Annotated in this window: 14 protein-coding genes; 12 read left to right on the forward strand and 2 right to left on the reverse strand. The window is 61.2% G+C overall.

Annotated elements, in window-relative coordinates:
* Positions 1-85 precede the first annotated feature (85 nt).
* The 6 genes from BMZ23_RS14830 to BMZ23_RS10025 all read left to right on the forward strand — a co-directional run bounded on the left by BMZ23_RS14830 (position 86) and on the right by BMZ23_RS10025 (position 6,693).
* Entirely contained in the window at positions 86-811 is a 726-nt protein-coding gene (locus BMZ23_RS14830) for a Crp/Fnr family transcriptional regulator (protein ID WP_177197261.1), read from the forward strand.
* Positions 812-883: 72 nt separating this feature from the next.
* A complete protein-coding gene (locus BMZ23_RS10005; protein ID WP_093476342.1) occupies positions 884-2,926 on the forward strand; it encodes a TonB-dependent receptor in 2,043 nt (680 codons plus the stop codon).
* Positions 2,926-3,915 (forward strand): ABC transporter substrate-binding protein, encoded by a 990-nt coding sequence (locus BMZ23_RS10010; RefSeq protein ID WP_093476345.1) that lies wholly within the window; start codon positions 2,926-2,928, stop codon positions 3,913-3,915. Before BMZ23_RS10005 ends, BMZ23_RS10010 begins: the two co-directional genes overlap by 1 nt.
* The gene (locus BMZ23_RS10015; protein WP_093476348.1) at positions 3,912-4,682 is read left to right on the forward strand and encodes an ABC transporter permease; all 771 of its coding nucleotides are present in this window, start codon (positions 3,912-3,914) and stop codon (positions 4,680-4,682) included. Before BMZ23_RS10010 ends, BMZ23_RS10015 begins: the two co-directional genes overlap by 4 nt.
* A complete protein-coding gene (locus BMZ23_RS10020) occupies positions 4,679-5,494 on the forward strand; it encodes an ABC transporter ATP-binding protein (RefSeq protein WP_093476351.1) in 816 nt (271 codons plus the stop codon). The genes BMZ23_RS10015 and BMZ23_RS10020 overlap by 4 nt, the downstream gene beginning before the upstream one ends.
* Positions 5,488-6,693 (forward strand): NnrS family protein, encoded by a 1,206-nt coding sequence (locus BMZ23_RS10025; protein WP_093476354.1) that lies wholly within the window; start codon positions 5,488-5,490, stop codon positions 6,691-6,693. The genes BMZ23_RS10020 and BMZ23_RS10025 overlap by 7 nt, the downstream gene beginning before the upstream one ends.
* Before the next feature lie 80 nt (positions 6,694-6,773).
* Here the strand turns inward: BMZ23_RS10025 and BMZ23_RS10030 are convergent, their stop codons facing one another.
* Together BMZ23_RS10030 and BMZ23_RS10035 are read right to left on the reverse strand one after the other, a co-directional pair.
* On the reverse strand, positions 6,774-7,091 hold the full coding sequence (locus tag BMZ23_RS10030; RefSeq protein ID WP_093476357.1) for a c-type cytochrome: 318 nt from the start codon (positions 7,089-7,091) through the stop codon (positions 6,774-6,776).
* Between the two features lie 89 nt (positions 7,092-7,180).
* Complete coding sequence (locus BMZ23_RS10035; protein ID WP_093476360.1) at positions 7,181-9,277, reverse strand: TonB-dependent receptor; 2,097 nt, start codon at positions 9,275-9,277, stop codon at positions 7,181-7,183.
* Between the two features lie 360 nt (positions 9,278-9,637).
* On the opposite strand from BMZ23_RS10035, the gene BMZ23_RS10040 reads away from it, so the two are divergent.
* From BMZ23_RS10040 to BMZ23_RS10065, 6 genes are all read left to right on the forward strand, one after another.
* On the forward strand, positions 9,638-10,483 hold the full coding sequence (locus tag BMZ23_RS10040; protein ID WP_093476363.1) for a CbbQ/NirQ/NorQ/GpvN family protein: 846 nt from the start codon (positions 9,638-9,640) through the stop codon (positions 10,481-10,483).
* 66 nt (positions 10,484-10,549) lie between these two features.
* Positions 10,550-10,996 (forward strand): c-type cytochrome, encoded by a 447-nt coding sequence (locus BMZ23_RS10045; RefSeq protein WP_093476366.1) that lies wholly within the window; start codon positions 10,550-10,552, stop codon positions 10,994-10,996.
* A 47-nt stretch (positions 10,997-11,043) separates the two neighbouring features.
* The gene (locus tag BMZ23_RS10050; protein WP_093476369.1) at positions 11,044-12,450 is read left to right on the forward strand and encodes a cbb3-type cytochrome c oxidase subunit I; all 1,407 of its coding nucleotides are present in this window, start codon (positions 11,044-11,046) and stop codon (positions 12,448-12,450) included.
* Between the two features lie 81 nt (positions 12,451-12,531).
* Positions 12,532-13,428 (forward strand): 4Fe-4S binding protein, encoded by an 897-nt coding sequence (locus tag BMZ23_RS10055; RefSeq protein ID WP_093476372.1) that lies wholly within the window; start codon positions 12,532-12,534, stop codon positions 13,426-13,428.
* Positions 13,429-13,431: 3 nt separating this feature from the next.
* A complete protein-coding gene (locus BMZ23_RS10060; RefSeq protein WP_093476375.1) occupies positions 13,432-15,282 on the forward strand; it encodes a nitric oxide reductase activation protein NorD in 1,851 nt (616 codons plus the stop codon).
* Complete coding sequence (locus BMZ23_RS10065) at positions 15,282-15,881, forward strand: cytochrome c oxidase subunit 3 (protein ID WP_218143588.1); 600 nt, start codon at positions 15,282-15,284, stop codon at positions 15,879-15,881. The genes BMZ23_RS10060 and BMZ23_RS10065 overlap by 1 nt, the downstream gene beginning before the upstream one ends.
* The last annotated feature ends 9 nt before the right edge of the window (positions 15,882-15,890 follow it).

Raw genomic sequence — 15,890 nt, forward strand, 5'->3', positions numbered from 1 at the left:
TGATATCACTCTAGTCCGGGTTTGCCGGGTTCTCTGCAATCAAGGTTACAATCGCTCCCACCCCACGACTGTCGAGTGTGTCTGCATGCATGTGATACCTGCCCTGCACAACTGGATGGCCAGCCTGCCCGAAGAGCTGCAGCAGGCGCTGACCCAGCGCATGCCGTTACGCCAGCTGCGCGATGGTGAAACCCTCTACAGTCCCGGACAGCCGGGGGATGCGATGTATCAGGTGGTCAGCGGGCGGATCCGTGTGTGCAACTTTGCCCCGGACGGTCGCGAGTTCGTGTTCGGCCTGCTGTATGAGGGTGACTGTGTCGGTGACCTGGCGCTGCTCGATGGTCTGCCACGCATCAACCATGCAATTGCCGAGGGCGACCTGCAGGTGCGGGTGCTGCACCGCAACCTGTTCAACGAGTTTTACCTACGCCATCCCGAGATTGCCCGGGCGATCAACCTGATGCTGGCGCGTCGGCTGCGCCTGGCCTTCGGCGCGCTGGAGGACACAGCGACCCTGCCACTGAAGGAGCGGGTGGCACGCTATATCGTGCGCCTTGCATTGGCCAATCGACCGGATCCGGTGACACAGCCGGAAGATGCTCACCTGGTGGCTGTCAGTCACGAGCAACTGGCATCGTTGTTGGGCGCTGCGCGGCCAAGCATCAGCAAGGCGCTCAAGCGACTGGAGCAGGAGCAGTTGATCGTGGTGCGCTACGGCGGGGTCGAGGTGCTGGATCTGAATGGCCTGAGCATGCGCTATGACCGGCTGATGGGCAGTGAGGGGCTGGTGCCGGCGTATCGGGAGCGCTAAATTGACTGGCATCAATTGATAATAGTTATTATTTGAGTATGATTCGCTCCATCACTTGCATGGAGTAGTCGCATGTTCATTCGTCACCCGTTGTCCAAAGCTCTATTGGCTCTGCTGGCTACTCCGCTGGCGGCCTCTGCCGCAGTCCAGTTGCCTGCTACCACAGTAACTGCCAAGGGCTACCAGGCCGATGCCATGCGCACGCCCGGCGCCAGCCTGGTGCTGACGCCGGAACAGGCTGAGCCTGGTGCGACTGTTGGCAGTTTGCTGCGTGGCCAGCCGGGCCTGGCGGTACAGTCCGATGGCGCCTGGGGACAGAATCCGGTCTTGCGCGGTTTGAGCAAGGAAAGCATTGTGCTGCTGGTTGACGGTAACCGCCTGAACTCGGCGCAGCCGCAAGGGGCAATTGCCTCATTGGTCGAGCTGGGGTTGCTCGAGCGTGTCGAGGTGGTCAAGGGGCCGGGCTCGGTGTTGCATGGCAGTGGCGCGCTGGGTGGTGTGGTCAACCTGCTGACCCCGGAGCCGGATTTCAACCATCAGGGGCAGCTGGAAGGGCGGGTGGCTGCAGGCTGGTCCAGTGTCGATCGTGGACGTCAGGCGGCAGCGCTGCTGCAAACCGGCAATGACCGGCAAGCGCTGGTGCTGGGTGCGGCATTGCGCCGGCTGGAAGATTACAAGGGCGCGGACGGGCGGGTTGCCGATACCGGCTACGACAGCCAGTCGCTGCTGTTCAAATATGCCCTGCGCGTCAGTGAACAGGGTCGTATCAAGCTCAACCTGCAGCGCGATGATGCCGAGGATGTCTGGTACCCGGGTTCAGCCAAACCGGCACCGGCGGCGCTGGGCGGCACGTTGACTATTCATTCACCGAATCAGCAGCGCACCCTGTATGCGCTGGGCTATGAGGATCAGTTGGGGGCCGGCCGTTTCAATGCTGAAGTCTACCGCCAGGAGGTGTATCGCGAGATCCGCGCCTGGAATACGGGTCGGCAACGCAATCAGGTATGGAACGATGTGACCTTCAGTACCGATGGCCTGCGTAGCAGTTACCGACTGCCGGTTGGTGAGCGCCATTTGCTGAGTGTTGGGGTAGATCATTGGGAAATGACCGGTGATCCCGAGCGTTACCAGTTCCAGGGGCCGAGCAACACTGTGCTGCGCAGTGATCCGTTCAGCAAGGGTGAGGTGCGTTCCAGTGGTCTGTTCGTGCAGGATGATATTCAGCTCGACCAGCTGGCTGTCCAGCTTGGTGCGCGCTGGGACCGGGTGCGCGGTACGGCGGACAGCAAGGGCAGTGGTGCCCAGCAGGTGACCAGCGGGCTGAGCAACAGCAGCAGCAATCTATCCTGGTCGGCGGGAGCCATCTACAACCTGCAGCCGCTGCTCAATCCCTACGTGACCCTCGGTAGTGCCTACCGGGCGCCCGATTTGCGCGAGCGCTTCGAGGATGCCGAGCGTGGTGATGGCTATTTCCATCGCGGCAACCCGCAACTCGATGCAGAAAAGTCCACCAGTCTGGAATTGGGCCTGAAGGGCGATGACGGGCTGTTCAGCTATCAGCTGGCAATGCACTGGACGCGCATTGATGACTATATTGCCGGTCGGGTAACTGGCCAGACCAACCAGCAGGGAGTGCCCATCAAGGTCACCGAAAACCTTGACCGGGTAGTGATTCGAGGTCTCGAGGGTATGGCGGCGCAACGTTTTGGCAGCTATCTGGCGGATGTGCGCTTGACCTGGCTGGAAGGTGATAACCGTCAGGATCGCGAGCCGCTGTACCGTATGCCAGCCCCGGAACTGACGCTGGGCCTGGGCCAACCCGCCGAGCAGGGCTTTAACTGGCGAACCCAGCTGCGCGCGGTGAAAGCGCAGAACCGAGTGGCGAAAACCTTCGCCAACGGTACCGAGGATGCTACTTCCGGGTTTGCCACCGTCGACCTGAGTCTGGGCTGGGGTTTTGGCGCTACTGCCGGATTCAAACGGGTGGATACACAACTGACACTGCGCAATCTGTTCGACAGGGGCTATCACGAGCACCTTGTTGAGGGCATCAGTGGTCAGGAAATCCAGTCGCCCGGCCGTGGTCTCAGCCTCAATCTGCGCGGAGAATTCTGATGCCGTCCGTATTGCGCCTGCTGCTGTGTATCCTGCTTGGCGCTGTGCCACTATTGGCCAGCGCCGACAAGCTGCCGCGCCTGGTGCTGGCCGGTCCCTTTGCCAATGTGTCCAACCCGTTGATCCGCATGGTCGACAGCGGTGCGCTGGATGACTGGGCCGAGCAGGTCGAGTTTGTCAGCTGGCGTACCCCTGACCAGTTGCGTGCGCTGGCCATCCGTGGCGATGCCGAAGTGGTGGCGATGCCGGTGAATGTGGCCGCCAACCTCTACAACCGCGGCGTCGAGCTGCAGATGCTCAACGTCTCGACCTGGGGTGTGCTGTGGATGGTCTCGCGTGACCCGCAGCTGCAGACGTTGGCAGACTTTCGTGATCGCGAAGTGCTGGTGCCGTTCCGTGGCGATATGCCGGACATCCTGTTCCGCCTGCTGGCCAGCCAGCAGGGGATTGATCCGCAGCGGGACATGCGCTTGCGCTACGTAGCCAGCCCGCTGGATGCCATGCAGTTGCTGATTACCCGGCGTGCCGACCATGCCTTGCTGGCCGAGCCGGCGATTTCCATGGCGCTACGGCGTACCCGTTCATTTCCGGTCAGCGTGATTGCGCCGGAACTGCATCGCAGTGTTGATCTGCAAGTCGAGTGGGGTCGGCTGTTCCAGCGCGAGGCACGGATTCCCCAGGCTGGTCTGGCATTGATGGGCGCCGCCTTGCAGCCAACGTTGGCGGCGGCGATCCAGACGGCCTATGCCGAGGCGCTGGCATGGTGTGCCGCCGAGCCGGACGTCTGTGGTGAGCTGGTGGCAGCGCAGATCGACATGCTGACGCCCGAAGCGGTGGCCGACTCGATTCGTGTCAGCCCTATGCAGGCAGTGCCGGCCGCGGCGGCACGTGACGAGCTGGAGTTCCTCTTTACACACCTGCTGGAGCAGGCGCCGGGACTGGTGGGTGGGAAGCTGCCGGACGACGGCTTCTATCACATGCAGCCATGATCCGTCGGTGTTTTGCCTACCTGTGGTCGGGCTGGGGCTCGATTGCCAGTCTGTTGTTGTTGCTGGCGGCCTGGCAGTGGGCCAGCGAACACTATGGCGAGCTGGTGTTGCCGGCGCCGCTGGACAGCTTGCGTCTGCTGTTGGGGATGTTGTCAGACAGCCAGGCACTGGAAGCCATGCGTATCACCGCCGGTCGGGTGCTGGCCGGTTATCTGCTGGCGCTGCTGGCCGGCAGCCTGCTGGGTATTCTGGCCGGTATGACGGTGACCGGTGTGTTGCTGGCGCGGCCGATTCTCACATTGTTGATGGGTGTGCCGCCGATTGCCTGGCTGGTGCTGGCGCTGATCTGGTTCGGTAGCGGCCATGGCACCCCGGTGTTTACCGTATTTATTGCCGGTTTTCCGCTGATTTTTATTGGCGCCCTGCAGGGCATGCGCACGCGCGATCCGCGCCTTGACGACATGGCCCGCAGCCTGCGTCTGCCGGCCTGGCAGCGCTTTGTCGATGTGCATCTGCCGCATGTGCTGTCCTACCTGTTTCCGGCCTGGATCACCGCTTTGGGCATGGCCTGGAAGGTAGTGGTGATGGCGGAACTGCTGTCCACCCCGGATGGCGTCGGTGCGGCACTGGCGAGCGCCCAGAGTCAGCTGGATACCGCGGCTACGCTGGCCTGGGTGGCAGCCTTGGTATTGCTGTTGCTGGCGCTGGAATATCTGGTGCTGGAGCCGATCAAGCGCAGTACCGAACGCTGGAGACAAGGCACATGACCGCTGAACTTGACTTGTCCGCTGTGCTTGATGACAACCTTGGGCTGCAAGCCCCGCCCGGCGGTGATCGACTGTTGCGGCTGCAGGGGCTGAGCTGGAGTTTTGGTCCCTATGCGGTGCTGGAGGCAATTGATCTGAGCCTGCGTGAGGGTGAGATTGTCGCGCTGGCCGGCCCATCCGGCTGTGGCAAGACCACGCTGATGCAACTCTGTGCCGGCCTGCTGGAGGCCGAGCCCGGACAGCTGCTCAATCGTTTCAGCCGTACCGGCTGTCTGTTCCAGCAGCCCCGCCTGCTGCCGTGGAAGCGCACGCTGGACAACCTGACCCTGGGCTTGCGTGCCCAGGGTGTCACGCGCACCGACGCCGAACAGCGTGCTCGGGCCATGGCGGCATGCCTGGAGCTGTCGGCGGACTGTCTGTCGCAGTATCCGGACCAGCTCTCCGGCGGTATGCAGAGCCGCGTGGCGCTGGGCCGCACCTTGCTCATCGAGCCCGATCTGCTGCTGCTCGACGAGCCCTTTTCGGCGCTGGATATTGGTCTGCGCGAAACCCTTTACCGCCACCTGCTGGATTATCGCCAGCGGCGCAGCCCCGGCATCCTGCTGGTGACTCATGATCTGCGAGAGGCGCTGCGGCTGGCTGATCGGCTGATTATCATGCAGCCGGACCCGGGCCGGCTGTTGCTGCAGGTGCGCTTGCCCCTGGCGCCGACCGGGCGCAATGCCGAGTCCGTCCACCAGCTGTTTGCGCGACTGCTGGCGGATCAGCGGGTGCGCGAGGTGTTTGGACTGGACGAGGTGCCGGCATGCTGAGCTGGATGCAACAACGGCTGGAAGTGATCAGTGGCTGCGCCTTTCGCAGTTTCTTCTTGCTGAGTGCTGCCGCTGCGGTGCTGCTGATCGGGCTGTGGCTTGGTTTCCTGCACAGTGGCCGTGGAATCGCGTTTGGCGTAGCGGGTCCCTTCGCCTGGCATCTGCACGAGATGCTTTGGGGGCTGTCGCTGGCAGCACTGATTGGCTTTCTGCTGACGGCCTTGCCTGAATTCGTCAAGGCCAGCGAGCCGCCACGCCGGTTGATAGTGCTGCTGGCGCTGCTCTGGCTGGCCGGACGTCTGGCCGCACTGACTGCCGGCTGGCTGGGATACTGGCCGTTACTGCTGTTGCATTGGGCGCTGTTGCTGCTACTGTGCCGCTGGGTATTGCCGCCGCTCTGGCGCGACCCGCGCCGCCGTCATCGCGGCTTCCTGTGGGGCCTGTTACTGCTCTGTGTGCTGCGCCTTGGGCTGGATCAGGCGCTGCTGCGCGGTGCGCCAGCGATGCCATGGCTGCATGCCACGCTGCACCTGTTCATGTTGTTGATACTGCTGGCCCACGGGCGCATATCACTGCGTATCGTCAACCGGCATCTGGATGCTTTACAGATTACCGAGCGGCGTTTTCTGCCACGGCCGCCGCTGCGCCATCTGGCGACCAGTCTGATTGCCTTGTATGCCCTGGTTCAATTGCTCGCCAGTCTGGTGCCAGGACTGCTCAGTCCGGCATTGCAGGGTTGGCTGGCGCTGGCCGCCGCCGCCGCACTGCTTAACCTGTTGAATGACTGGCGGATTGGCCGCGAATTGTGGCAACCCCATGTGATCCTGTTGTTTGCGCTCCCCCTGTGCATGGCGGTGGGTTACGGGCTGCTTGGCTTTGCCCAGCTGGGTGCCGGCATAGCGCTGTCTGCCGGTTGGCACTGGCTGGGCATTGCTGCGCTTGGCTTGTCGCTACTGGTGGTGATGAGCATCGCCGGGCGACTGCACAGCGGACTGGATCTTGATCGTCGCGCCTGGCTGCCGGTAGCCGGTCTGTTGCTGCTGGGGTCGGTGTTGGCGCGCAGCCTGAGTACGCTGGGCCATGACTGGCTGTTCTGGATCAGCCTGTCGGCTTGCGCCTGGATGCTGGCGTTTGCCTGTTGGGCAGTCTGGTTATGGCCGGTACTGACGCGCCTGCGACCGGGTCAACAGGGGTGTTGAGCATTTCTGCCCAGCTCTAGCAAAACGACACCGCCGGCATAAAGCCGGCGGTGTCGTTACCAAACCTGCTTGGATCGTGCTCAGCGCTCGATGATCCAGTCCAGAATGGTGCGTGCCTGATCCTGGTCGACCGCGTTCGGCGGCATCGGGATGGCGCCCCATACACCGCTGGAGCCGGCAACGACGTGGCTGGCCACAGTGTTCAGGGTGTCTTCGTCGGCGCCCTTGTAACGTTCGGCGATCTGGTCAAGCGAAGGACCCACTGCCGGAGAAGACGGCATATGGCAAGCAACGCAGGGGTTGGAGCGGAACAGCTTCTCGCCCTCGTTGGCCTGGGCCAGCGGGGCAGCAAGCAGAGCGGCGGTGCCTACGGCAGCCAGCAAAGCAGTCAGTTTCATCAGGTAATCCTCGTTATCAGGTATCTCTCAGGCGCGAACCTTAACGCAAAGGCGTTACGGCTCCTAGCGTCATGATGTCGCAGTTGGCCTCAGAACTCCACTGTGAATTCCACGTCCAGGTGCCGCTTCATGCCCGGGATTTCATCAATCGCCCGGTAATCCCGGTTCAGCAGGTTGCCCAGCAGCACACGGGTGCTGGCGCGTTCGCCGATATCCAGATTCCAGGCCAGGTTCAGCGTGGCGTAACCGGAGGCGCGGTCCAGATGGCGGCGGGTCGGCAGTATCTCGCCGTTCTGGTTGTTCAGCCGGGCGCCGTCGGCGGCGCGCATGAACACATCCACTTCACTGTTGAGACCCTTGCCGAGCACCGTAAAGTGGCGAACCCCGAGCGTGCCGGACTTCTTCGGCAGGCCGCTGTGGCCGGTACGGTAGCCGTTGCCATGATCGAAGGTACGCTGCGCCAGCAGCACTGAGGCGTGCGGGGTAAAGGCCCCCAGGCTGCGCCATTCGGCAACCAGTTCCAGACCTTCGGTGGTGGCCTTGCTGATATTCACCCAGCTGACCGCGCCGGCCGGCAGCGCAGTCGGTGTGGTCTGGCCATAGTAGTCGGGCAGGCTGCTGATGCCCTGGCGCGAGATATAGTCCTTGGCGCTGGTGCGGAACAGTGCAGCATCCAGCAGCCACTGGCTGCTTTCGTGGCGCACACCCAGTTCAAAGGTGTCGGCCTGTTCCGGCTTGAGGTCAGGGTTGCCATAGTGGTCGCTGCCCTCAATCCGGGTGATCAGATACAGCTGCGACAGGCTGGGGAAGGAATAGCCCTGGGCGTAACTGGCGCGGTAGCTCCAGTGGCTGTTCGGCGCCCAGACCAGGCCGAGCGAACCCAGCAGCTTGTCGTCGGTCTCGCTGGCCGGGCGCATAAAGGTGCTGCCGGTGCTGCGTTCCAGCTCACCCTCGACCGAGTAGTAGCGTGCGCCCAGATAGCCGGTGAGTTGCTCGCTGAAGTTCCAGCGCTGCTGGAGGAAGGCCGACCACATCTGCTGGCTGGCCTTTTGCGAGGACGGATCGGTGGTGGTAACCGGTGGTACCGGTGCACGCATGACATTGGTGCGAATCGAGTTCTTTTCGGTATCCAGCCGGTCGTCCATGTATTCCAGGCCAAACAGGGTGGGCTGGCCACCAATCAGCTCCAGTTCCGAACGGGCGGCCAGACCGCGGGTCAATTGCTCGTCCTCGGAGAGAATGTCGATATCGCGGCGCTGAATCGGTACTGGTGGCGGAATGATCACGCTGGTACGTGTATCGAACTCGCGATCCACGGTGCGCTGGTAGGCGTCCAGGGTCAGCTTGCGTAGCCAGGGGCTCAGGTCGCTGGCCTCGTAGAACACGGCGTAGCGGGTCTGGTCGCGGACCGGGAAGCCCATGCTGGCAGTCACTCCGGGCTGCTCCTTGAGCCAGGCATTGGCGCTCAGATTGAACTGTTCGGCCTTGAATGCCAGATAGTGCTTGCCCCAGCTGTAGCCCAGGTGTGTGGCCACCGATTCGGTGTCGTAATCGCTGTTGTCCAGGCTGCCGCTGCGGGTGCGGCGGTCGCCGTGCTCGCTGCGTGACAGTGCCAGCCGGTAATCGAAGCCGTTCATCCCGCCGTACAGGCCAGCACCGGCGCGGTAGCCCTGGGTGGCCGAGTAGTAGCCGCCGCTGGCATAGCCCTGCAGGGGCTCGCTGCCGCCGCGCTTGGTGATGATATTGACCACCCCACCAATGGCATTGGCGCCATTGATCACCGAGGACGGGCCGCGCACCACTTCGATATGGTCGATCAGTGCCGGGTCGATCAGCAGGGGTGTGCCGTAGTTGCTGTGATCGGTCATGGTCTGGCCATCGATCTTGACCACCACCCGCCGCGAGCTTTCGCCGCGAATAGCGATACGTTTCATACCGGGGGTGGCGGAATCGCTGAGGCTGACCCCGGGGATGTCACGAAACAGCTCTGCTACATCGGCGGCACTGCTGCGTTCGATTTGTTCGGCGCTGATGCGCGTGATGCTGGCCGGGCTTTGCATCGTAGAGACCGCCATACCGGTAGCGGTCACTACGGAGTCTTCCAGTTTGTAGGTGTCCGCAATGGCGGCCTGCTGCACCAGCAAGGCCAGTGCGAGGGTGCTTTTTACCCTGAAAAACTGTTTCATCTGTTTGACTCCTGATTTCGCATGCGGTGCATGGTAGTCGGCAGGCAATTGTAGAAATCTTGATGTACGTCAACTTTACCCAGTATTCATGCGGGTTTCAGGTACGACATATTGTCGCCCCCCATGTAAACTGGCCCCTGGCTGCGGCAACATTCAGCAAATAACTGGTGGGAGTCTCTCTTGTCGGGCGAGTGTAAAAAACACCCTGCAAGGGTTCAAATAACCGCGCTCGATTAAGGTTAAAATTACCTTGCCAATTAAAAGTATTATTAAATCAATAAGTTAGGCTGTGGCACGACAATTGCTTTAGCTGCGTTAAGACAGCGTAAGTGCCGCAACAAACCGAAACAGGACAGCCCCATGACAGCTACATCGACAATCAAGCCGCTGAATCGCGGCCTCGGCCAGGAAGCCTGGTACCGGCCTGCGGGCAATGAAATCGAGCTGTTCGAGCAGGCCGCGCAGCACCAGTTGCCGGTTCTGATCAAGGGGCCGACCGGCTGTGGCAAGACCCGCTTTGTGCAGCATATGGCCGAGCGTCTGGGCCGCAAGCTGTATACCGTGGCCTGCCACGACGATCTGACTACTGCCGATCTGGTCGGCCGTCATCTGATTGGCAGCAACGGCACTTTCTGGCAGGACGGCCCACTGACCCGCGCGGTGCGTGAAGGTGCGATCTGCTATCTGGACGAGATTATCGAGGCACGCAAGGACACCACTGTGGTACTCCATCCGCTGGCCGATGACCGGCGTATACTGCCGCTGGATGCCACCGGTGAGTGTCTGGAGGCTGCGCCCGGCTTTATGCTGGTGGTGTCCTACAACCCGGGTTACCGCAATTTGCTCAAGGGGCTCAAGCCGAGCACCCGTCAGCGCTTCGTCGCCATGTCCTTTGATTATCCGGACGCTGCTGCTGAAACCGAAATTCTGGCTACCGAGGCCGGACTGGATGCGGATACTGCCGCAACACTGGTTCGTCTTGGCAACGCCCTGCGTCATCTCGGCCAGCATGATCTGGAAGAGGCGCCCTCCACCCGTCTGCTGATCCATGCCGGTCGCCTGATGCGATCCGGACTGGACCCGCTGTCGGCCTGTCAGGCTTGCCTGGCACAGCCGTTGACCGACGACCCGACTGTTCAGGCGGCCATCCTGGACGTGGTTCGGGCGCATTTCCAGAACCCGGACTCACAAAAGGAAAAAAGCTGACCCCACAGAAAAACACATAGCCTGAACAGCATTGACCAGCTTCATCTAGACACTGAGGAGATCATCATGTCGGAGCGCTTTACAAAGGGCATGGCCCGTAACATCTACTATGGGGGTGGCGTGTTCTTCATGCTGCTGTTCATAGGACTAACCTTCGATACCGTCAGGGCGATTCCAGAGCGTGAAAATCGCGACATGCTTACCGCATCAGTAGCCAGCGGCAAGCATATCTGGGAAGAAAACAACTGCGTCGGTTGCCACTCGCTGCTGGGCGAGGGTGCCTACTTCGCACCCGAACTGGGCAACGTTTTCCCGCGTCGCGGGATGGGCAACGAGCAGATCTTCCACGCCTATTTCAAGGCCTGGATGCAGGCGATGCCGACCAATGCACCGGGTCGCCGGCAAATGCCGCAGTTCAATCTTACCGATGAACAGCTGCATGATCTGGCCGAGTTCCTGATCTGGACGTCGCGTATCGACACCAACAACTGGCCGCCGAACATCGAAGGCTGATTGTCGAGCAGAGGTTGAGGCACTAAATCAAGCAAGGAACATATGCCATGAAATATTCAACGCAGGCTGTGGCAAAGCCGTACTTCATATTTGCCATGATACTGTTCGTCGGTCAGGTGTTGTTCGGTGTGATACTGGGTGCCCAGTACATTATCGGCGACTTCCTGTTCCCGGAAATTCCCTTTAACGTGGCCCGTATGGTCCACACCAACCTGTTGATCGTGTGGTTGCTGTTCGGCTTTATGGGCGCGACCTATTACATGATCCCGGAAGAATGCCAGACCGAGCTGCATAGCCCGAAGCTGGCGTGGATCCAGTTCTGGGTGTTCGCCGCCGCCGGCGTGCTGACCATCCTCGGCTATCTGCTGCTGCCCTATGCCCGCCTCGCGGAGCTGACCGGTAACGCACTCTGGCCGACCATGGGACGGGAGTTCCTCGAGCAGCCAACCATTACCAAACTGGGTATTGTGGTGGTCTGCCTGGTCTTCCTCTACAACATCGGCATGACCATGCTGAAAGGCCGCAAGACAGTGGTCAACATCGTTCTGTTCACCGGTCTGGTGGGTCTGGCGGTGTTCTTCCTGTTCGCTTTCTACAACCCGAAGTCGCTGGTTATGGACAAGTACTTCTGGTGGTGGGTTGTGCATCTGTGGGTGGAAGGCGTATGGGAACTGATCCTCGGTGCCATCCTGGCCTTCGTACTGATCAAGACCACTGGTGTTGACCGTGAAGTGATCGAGAAGTGGCTGTATCTGATCATCGCCATGGCGCTGATCGGCGGTATCCTGGGTACCGGCCACCACTACTTCTTCATCGGTGCGCCCGAGTACTGGCTGTGGATCGGTTCGGTGTTCTCTGCAATTGAACCGCTGCCGTTCTTCATGATGATGGTGTTTGCCTTCAGCATGGTGAACCGCCGCCGTCGCGAGCATCCGAACAAGGCTGCCGTGACCTGGGCACTGGGCTGTACTGTGATGGCCTTCCTCGGTGCGGGTGTATGGGGCTTCCTGCACACGCTGGCGCCGGTGAACTACTACACCCACGGCACGCAGCTCACTGCCGCCCACGGTCACCTGGCGTTCTACGGTGCCTATGTGATGATTGTGCTGTGCATCATCTCCTACGCCTGGCCGATCATGCAGGGCCGTGAAGCCAACAGCCCGCGTGCGCAGTCGATGGAAGTACTGTCGTGCTGGGTAATGAGCATCGCCATGCTGCTGATCACCTTCCTGCTGACTGCCGCCGGTGTGGTACAGATCTGGCTGCAGCGTTTGCCGGAAAGCGGTCAGGCACTGTCCTACATGGCCACCCAGGATGCCCTGATGACCATCTACTGGATGCGTCTGATCAGTGGTATCGCCTTCGGTGTTGGTGTGTTCATGTATCTGTACAGCTTCGTGGTTGCCATCCGTACCAAGGATCAGGCTCCGCTACTGCAGGCAGAAACTCGCTGATCTGCACCGACTGGCCGGCCACAAGCCGGCCAGTCTCTTTCCCCTCCGGAGTCGGACTCCGGCTGTTTTTTGGAGGACTCCATGTACCCGCGTCTCAGGCGGCTTAGCCGCAGCAGTTTCTTCCTCCTGTTTCTGCTGGCGCCGGTGCTGGACCTTTTTCGTCTCGACCTGAACCAGGGTCATTTCATCATCCTCGGTATGGATTGGACTCTTGGTCTGCGTGGCAGCACTTTGGCCAGTGCTGATATCACCTGGCATTTGTCGTTGCGTCTGCTGATCCCTGTGGTGTTGACCCTTGCCCTGCTGTTCTGGGTGGTCTGGCGCTGGGGCCGTATTTACTGCGGCTGGTTGTGCCCGCATTTCTCCATGGTCGAATGGATTGACCAGACCATGGATCGCTGGCTGGGCCGACGCTCATTGTGGGAGCCGGTGGACGGTATGCGCCGGCCGATGGCCAAGGCGGTAGTCGCCGTTGCGGTAGTCAGCGTGTCGTTTCTCTGGGCGATCACCCTGCTCAGTTATCTGGTGACGCCGATCCCGCTGTGGCAGGGCTTTTTCAGTCTTGAACTGCCGCGCTGGAACTGGATATTTCTGATTGCTGCGACTTTGGCGTTTACTGTCGAGTTCACCCTGGCGCGGCACTTTTTCTGCAAGTTCGGTTGTGCCGTGGGCATCTTCCAAAGTCTGATCTGGATGCTCAACCGGCGCTCGATGATTGTTGGCTTCAGCCGTGAGCGGGCGCGTGACTGCCGTGACTGCAGCGCCTGTGACCGGGCCTGCCCGATGCGCCTGAAGCCACGTGGCATGAAACGCCACAAGATTACCTGTACCCAGTGCGGCGTCTGCATCCAGACCTGCAGCCAGGTGCAGGCTAACAATCCGGAAGGTTCACTGCTGGAGTGGCGCAGCGGTGACGCTGCGGTGGAAATGGATCGCCAGCCGCGTATGCACCTGATTCCGGTCAAGCGAGAGGAGTGAAGCATGGAAGACATTGTCGGTGCCCGTTGGCACAACCTGATTACCCGGCTGGCGCGTACCGGATTTCCGGATGCGCGGGTAACGCTGGAAGATGAGGGCCCGCGGTTGGCGGTGGTTTTCCGTGCCCTCGGCGGCTCTCCGGCACTGTCGATCAAGCCCAGCACCGAGCGCACCCTGAGCCCGCCGCGGCCATTGCTGCAAAAAATCGCCGGTACCGGACGCAAGCATGCCCTGGCCTGGCGCGAGGAGGACTGCGTGCGTCTGCCGGATCGCTTGCAGGTGTTCCCTAGGGCGCAACTGAACCGCGACCTGTACCTGTGGCTGGTGGCCATGGCCAGTGTTGGGCAGGTGCGTAGCGGTGCCGACTGGCTTGGCGGTAACCAGCAGGCGGTGCTGGAGACCCTGTTAGCCTACCCAGGTCTGCAGTCTGTTTATGTACAGCTGGTTGACGCGCTGATTGAGTTGCGCAACGCAGGACCCTTGGGTAGCGCCGCCGAGCAGCGCCGCGAGGCCTGTATTCAGGCGGCACTGCGCGAGCCGGGCAGTCAGCAGCAGCTGCCGGTGGCCGGCGGTGATCCGCTACCGGTGCCGCTCTGGCTGTATCCGCTGGATGAGCCCCTGGACCAGGCGCCGGTCAGTCGTCAACAGGACAACGAGGATGAGGGGGCTGCGGCGCCGCTGAAGGGCAAGGTCAAACAGGGCAAGGGTCGCAAGAAGGCCCAGTATGTCGAAGATATGGACAGCAAGACCGGCATGATAGTGTTCCGCCTGGAAAGCCTGTTCTCCTGGTCCGAATATATACCGCTGGATCGCTGTGCCGACGATACCGAGGACGAGGACGCCGAACGTGCCGCTGACGATCTGGAGTTCCTCAGTCTGTCGCGCAAGGGCGATTCCGGTAACTCACGCTTGCGTATCGATCTTGACCTGCCCTCGGCGTCCGAGGATGACATCCCGCTTGGCGATGGATTGCTGTTGCCAGAGTGGGACTGGCGCAAGCAGAAGCTGCTGGCCAATCATTGCCGGGTGCTGCCGATGTTGCCACGTGGCGCGGAGCCGGCCGGGTTGCCGGAGCGTCTGAAACCGGTGGCGCACAACCTGCGCCGGCGTTTCGAGGGGCTGCGGCCGCAGAAGATGTGGAACAAGCGTCAGCCGGTCGGCAGCCAGCTGGACCTGGAAGCCTGTATCAGCTTCACCACTGACCGGATGCGTGGCCAAGCCAATGCGCAGCCGGCGCTGTGGCGTCAGGAGTCACCGCAGCACCGCGATCTGGCCTGTCTGGTGCTGGCCGATTTGTCACTCTCCACCGATGCCTGGGCGGATAATGAGCATCAGGTGATCGAAGTGATCCGTGACAGCCTGTATCTGCTCGGCGAAGCACTGGATGCCGGCGACGACAGCTTTGCCTTGTACGGCTTTTCCTCGCGCCGGCGTGATCATGTGCGCTTCAGCCTGATCAAGAACTTTGCCGAGGCCTGGGGTGATGTGATTCGCGGACGAATCTCGGCGTTGCGCCCGGGTTACTACACGCGCATGGGCGCGGCGATCCGCCAGGCCACCGAGATCCTCAAGGAGCAGCCGGCCGAGCAGCGGGTGTTGCTGTTGCTGACCGATGGCAAGCCGAACGATCTGGATATCTACGAAGGGCGCTACGGCATGGAAGATACCCGTCACGCCCTGTTGGAAGCGCGCCAGGCCGGCCTTGAGCCGTTCTGCGTGACCATTGACCAGCAGGCTTCGGACTATTTGCCGTACCTGTTCGGCAAGCAGCGCTACCAGTTGATCCAGCGCGCCGCCGAGCTGCCGTCACTGTTGCCGAAGTTGTACCTGTTGTTGACCGGGAGAACGCCCTGATGAATGCCCCGCAATCCATGACCATGCCGGCTGCCATGAAGCAAAAGCATCTGCCGGGCGATCTGGCCATGTGGTTTTTTATCATGGCCGAGCTGGGGGTTTTCCTGCTGCTGCTGGGCGGTATGGCTTTTGCTCGAGGGTATTATGCCGAGATTTTCCATGAGGGCATTGCGACCTTGCACCCCGAGGCGGGACTGGCAAACACCCTGGTGCTGCTGACCGGTAGCTATTTCGTTGCCCGCGGTGTGCATACAGCCAAAGGGGGGCGAAATCGGGTAGCACCCTGGTTTGTGGCTGGCGCTTTGACCGGGCTGGTGTATGCGGTAATCAAGATCGCCGAATACCAGATTCTCATTAGTGCCGGTTATAACCTGCGCAGCAGCACCTTCTATTTCTTCTATTTCTTCACCACGTTCTTTCACTTTGCCCATGTGCTGTTGGGTATGGTGATACTGCTGGTCGTTGCACAACGCAGTCGTAAGGGTTTTTACGCTGATGCCGGTGTGGCGCGAAATGCCGCCGAGTCGGCGGGCAGTTACTGGCACATGGTTGATCTGGTGTGGTTGGTGTTGTTCCCGTTGCTTTACGTATTGCCCTGAGGTGTATGA

This window comes from Halopseudomonas yangmingensis, assembly GCF_900114825.1.
Classification (GTDB): Bacteria; Pseudomonadota; Gammaproteobacteria; order Pseudomonadales; family Pseudomonadaceae; genus Halopseudomonas; species Halopseudomonas yangmingensis.

Coding starts and splice junctions, on each gene's coding strand:
- BMZ23_RS14830 (WP_177197261.1), top strand. CDS start 86: ATGCATGTGATACCTGCCCTGCACAACTGGATGGCCAGCCTGCCCGAA.
- BMZ23_RS10005 (WP_093476342.1), top strand. CDS start 884: ATGTTCATTCGTCACCCGTTGTCCAAAGCTCTATTGGCTCTGCTGGCT.
- BMZ23_RS10010 (WP_093476345.1), top strand. CDS start 2,926: ATGCCGTCCGTATTGCGCCTGCTGCTGTGTATCCTGCTTGGCGCTGTG.
- BMZ23_RS10015 (WP_093476348.1), top strand. CDS start 3,912: ATGATCCGTCGGTGTTTTGCCTACCTGTGGTCGGGCTGGGGCTCGATT.
- BMZ23_RS10020 (WP_093476351.1), top strand. CDS start 4,679: ATGACCGCTGAACTTGACTTGTCCGCTGTGCTTGATGACAACCTTGGG.
- BMZ23_RS10025 (WP_093476354.1), top strand. CDS start 5,488: ATGCTGAGCTGGATGCAACAACGGCTGGAAGTGATCAGTGGCTGCGCC.
- BMZ23_RS10030 (WP_093476357.1), bottom strand. CDS start 7,091: ATGAAACTGACTGCTTTGCTGGCTGCCGTAGGCACCGCCGCTCTGCTT.
- BMZ23_RS10035 (WP_093476360.1), bottom strand. CDS start 9,277: ATGAAACAGTTTTTCAGGGTAAAAAGCACCCTCGCACTGGCCTTGCTG.
- BMZ23_RS10040 (WP_093476363.1), top strand. CDS start 9,638: ATGACAGCTACATCGACAATCAAGCCGCTGAATCGCGGCCTCGGCCAG.
- BMZ23_RS10045 (WP_093476366.1), top strand. CDS start 10,550: ATGTCGGAGCGCTTTACAAAGGGCATGGCCCGTAACATCTACTATGGG.
- BMZ23_RS10050 (WP_093476369.1), top strand. CDS start 11,044: ATGAAATATTCAACGCAGGCTGTGGCAAAGCCGTACTTCATATTTGCC.
- BMZ23_RS10055 (WP_093476372.1), top strand. CDS start 12,532: ATGTACCCGCGTCTCAGGCGGCTTAGCCGCAGCAGTTTCTTCCTCCTG.
- BMZ23_RS10060 (WP_093476375.1), top strand. CDS start 13,432: ATGGAAGACATTGTCGGTGCCCGTTGGCACAACCTGATTACCCGGCTG.
- BMZ23_RS10065 (WP_218143588.1), top strand. CDS start 15,282: ATGAATGCCCCGCAATCCATGACCATGCCGGCTGCCATGAAGCAAAAG.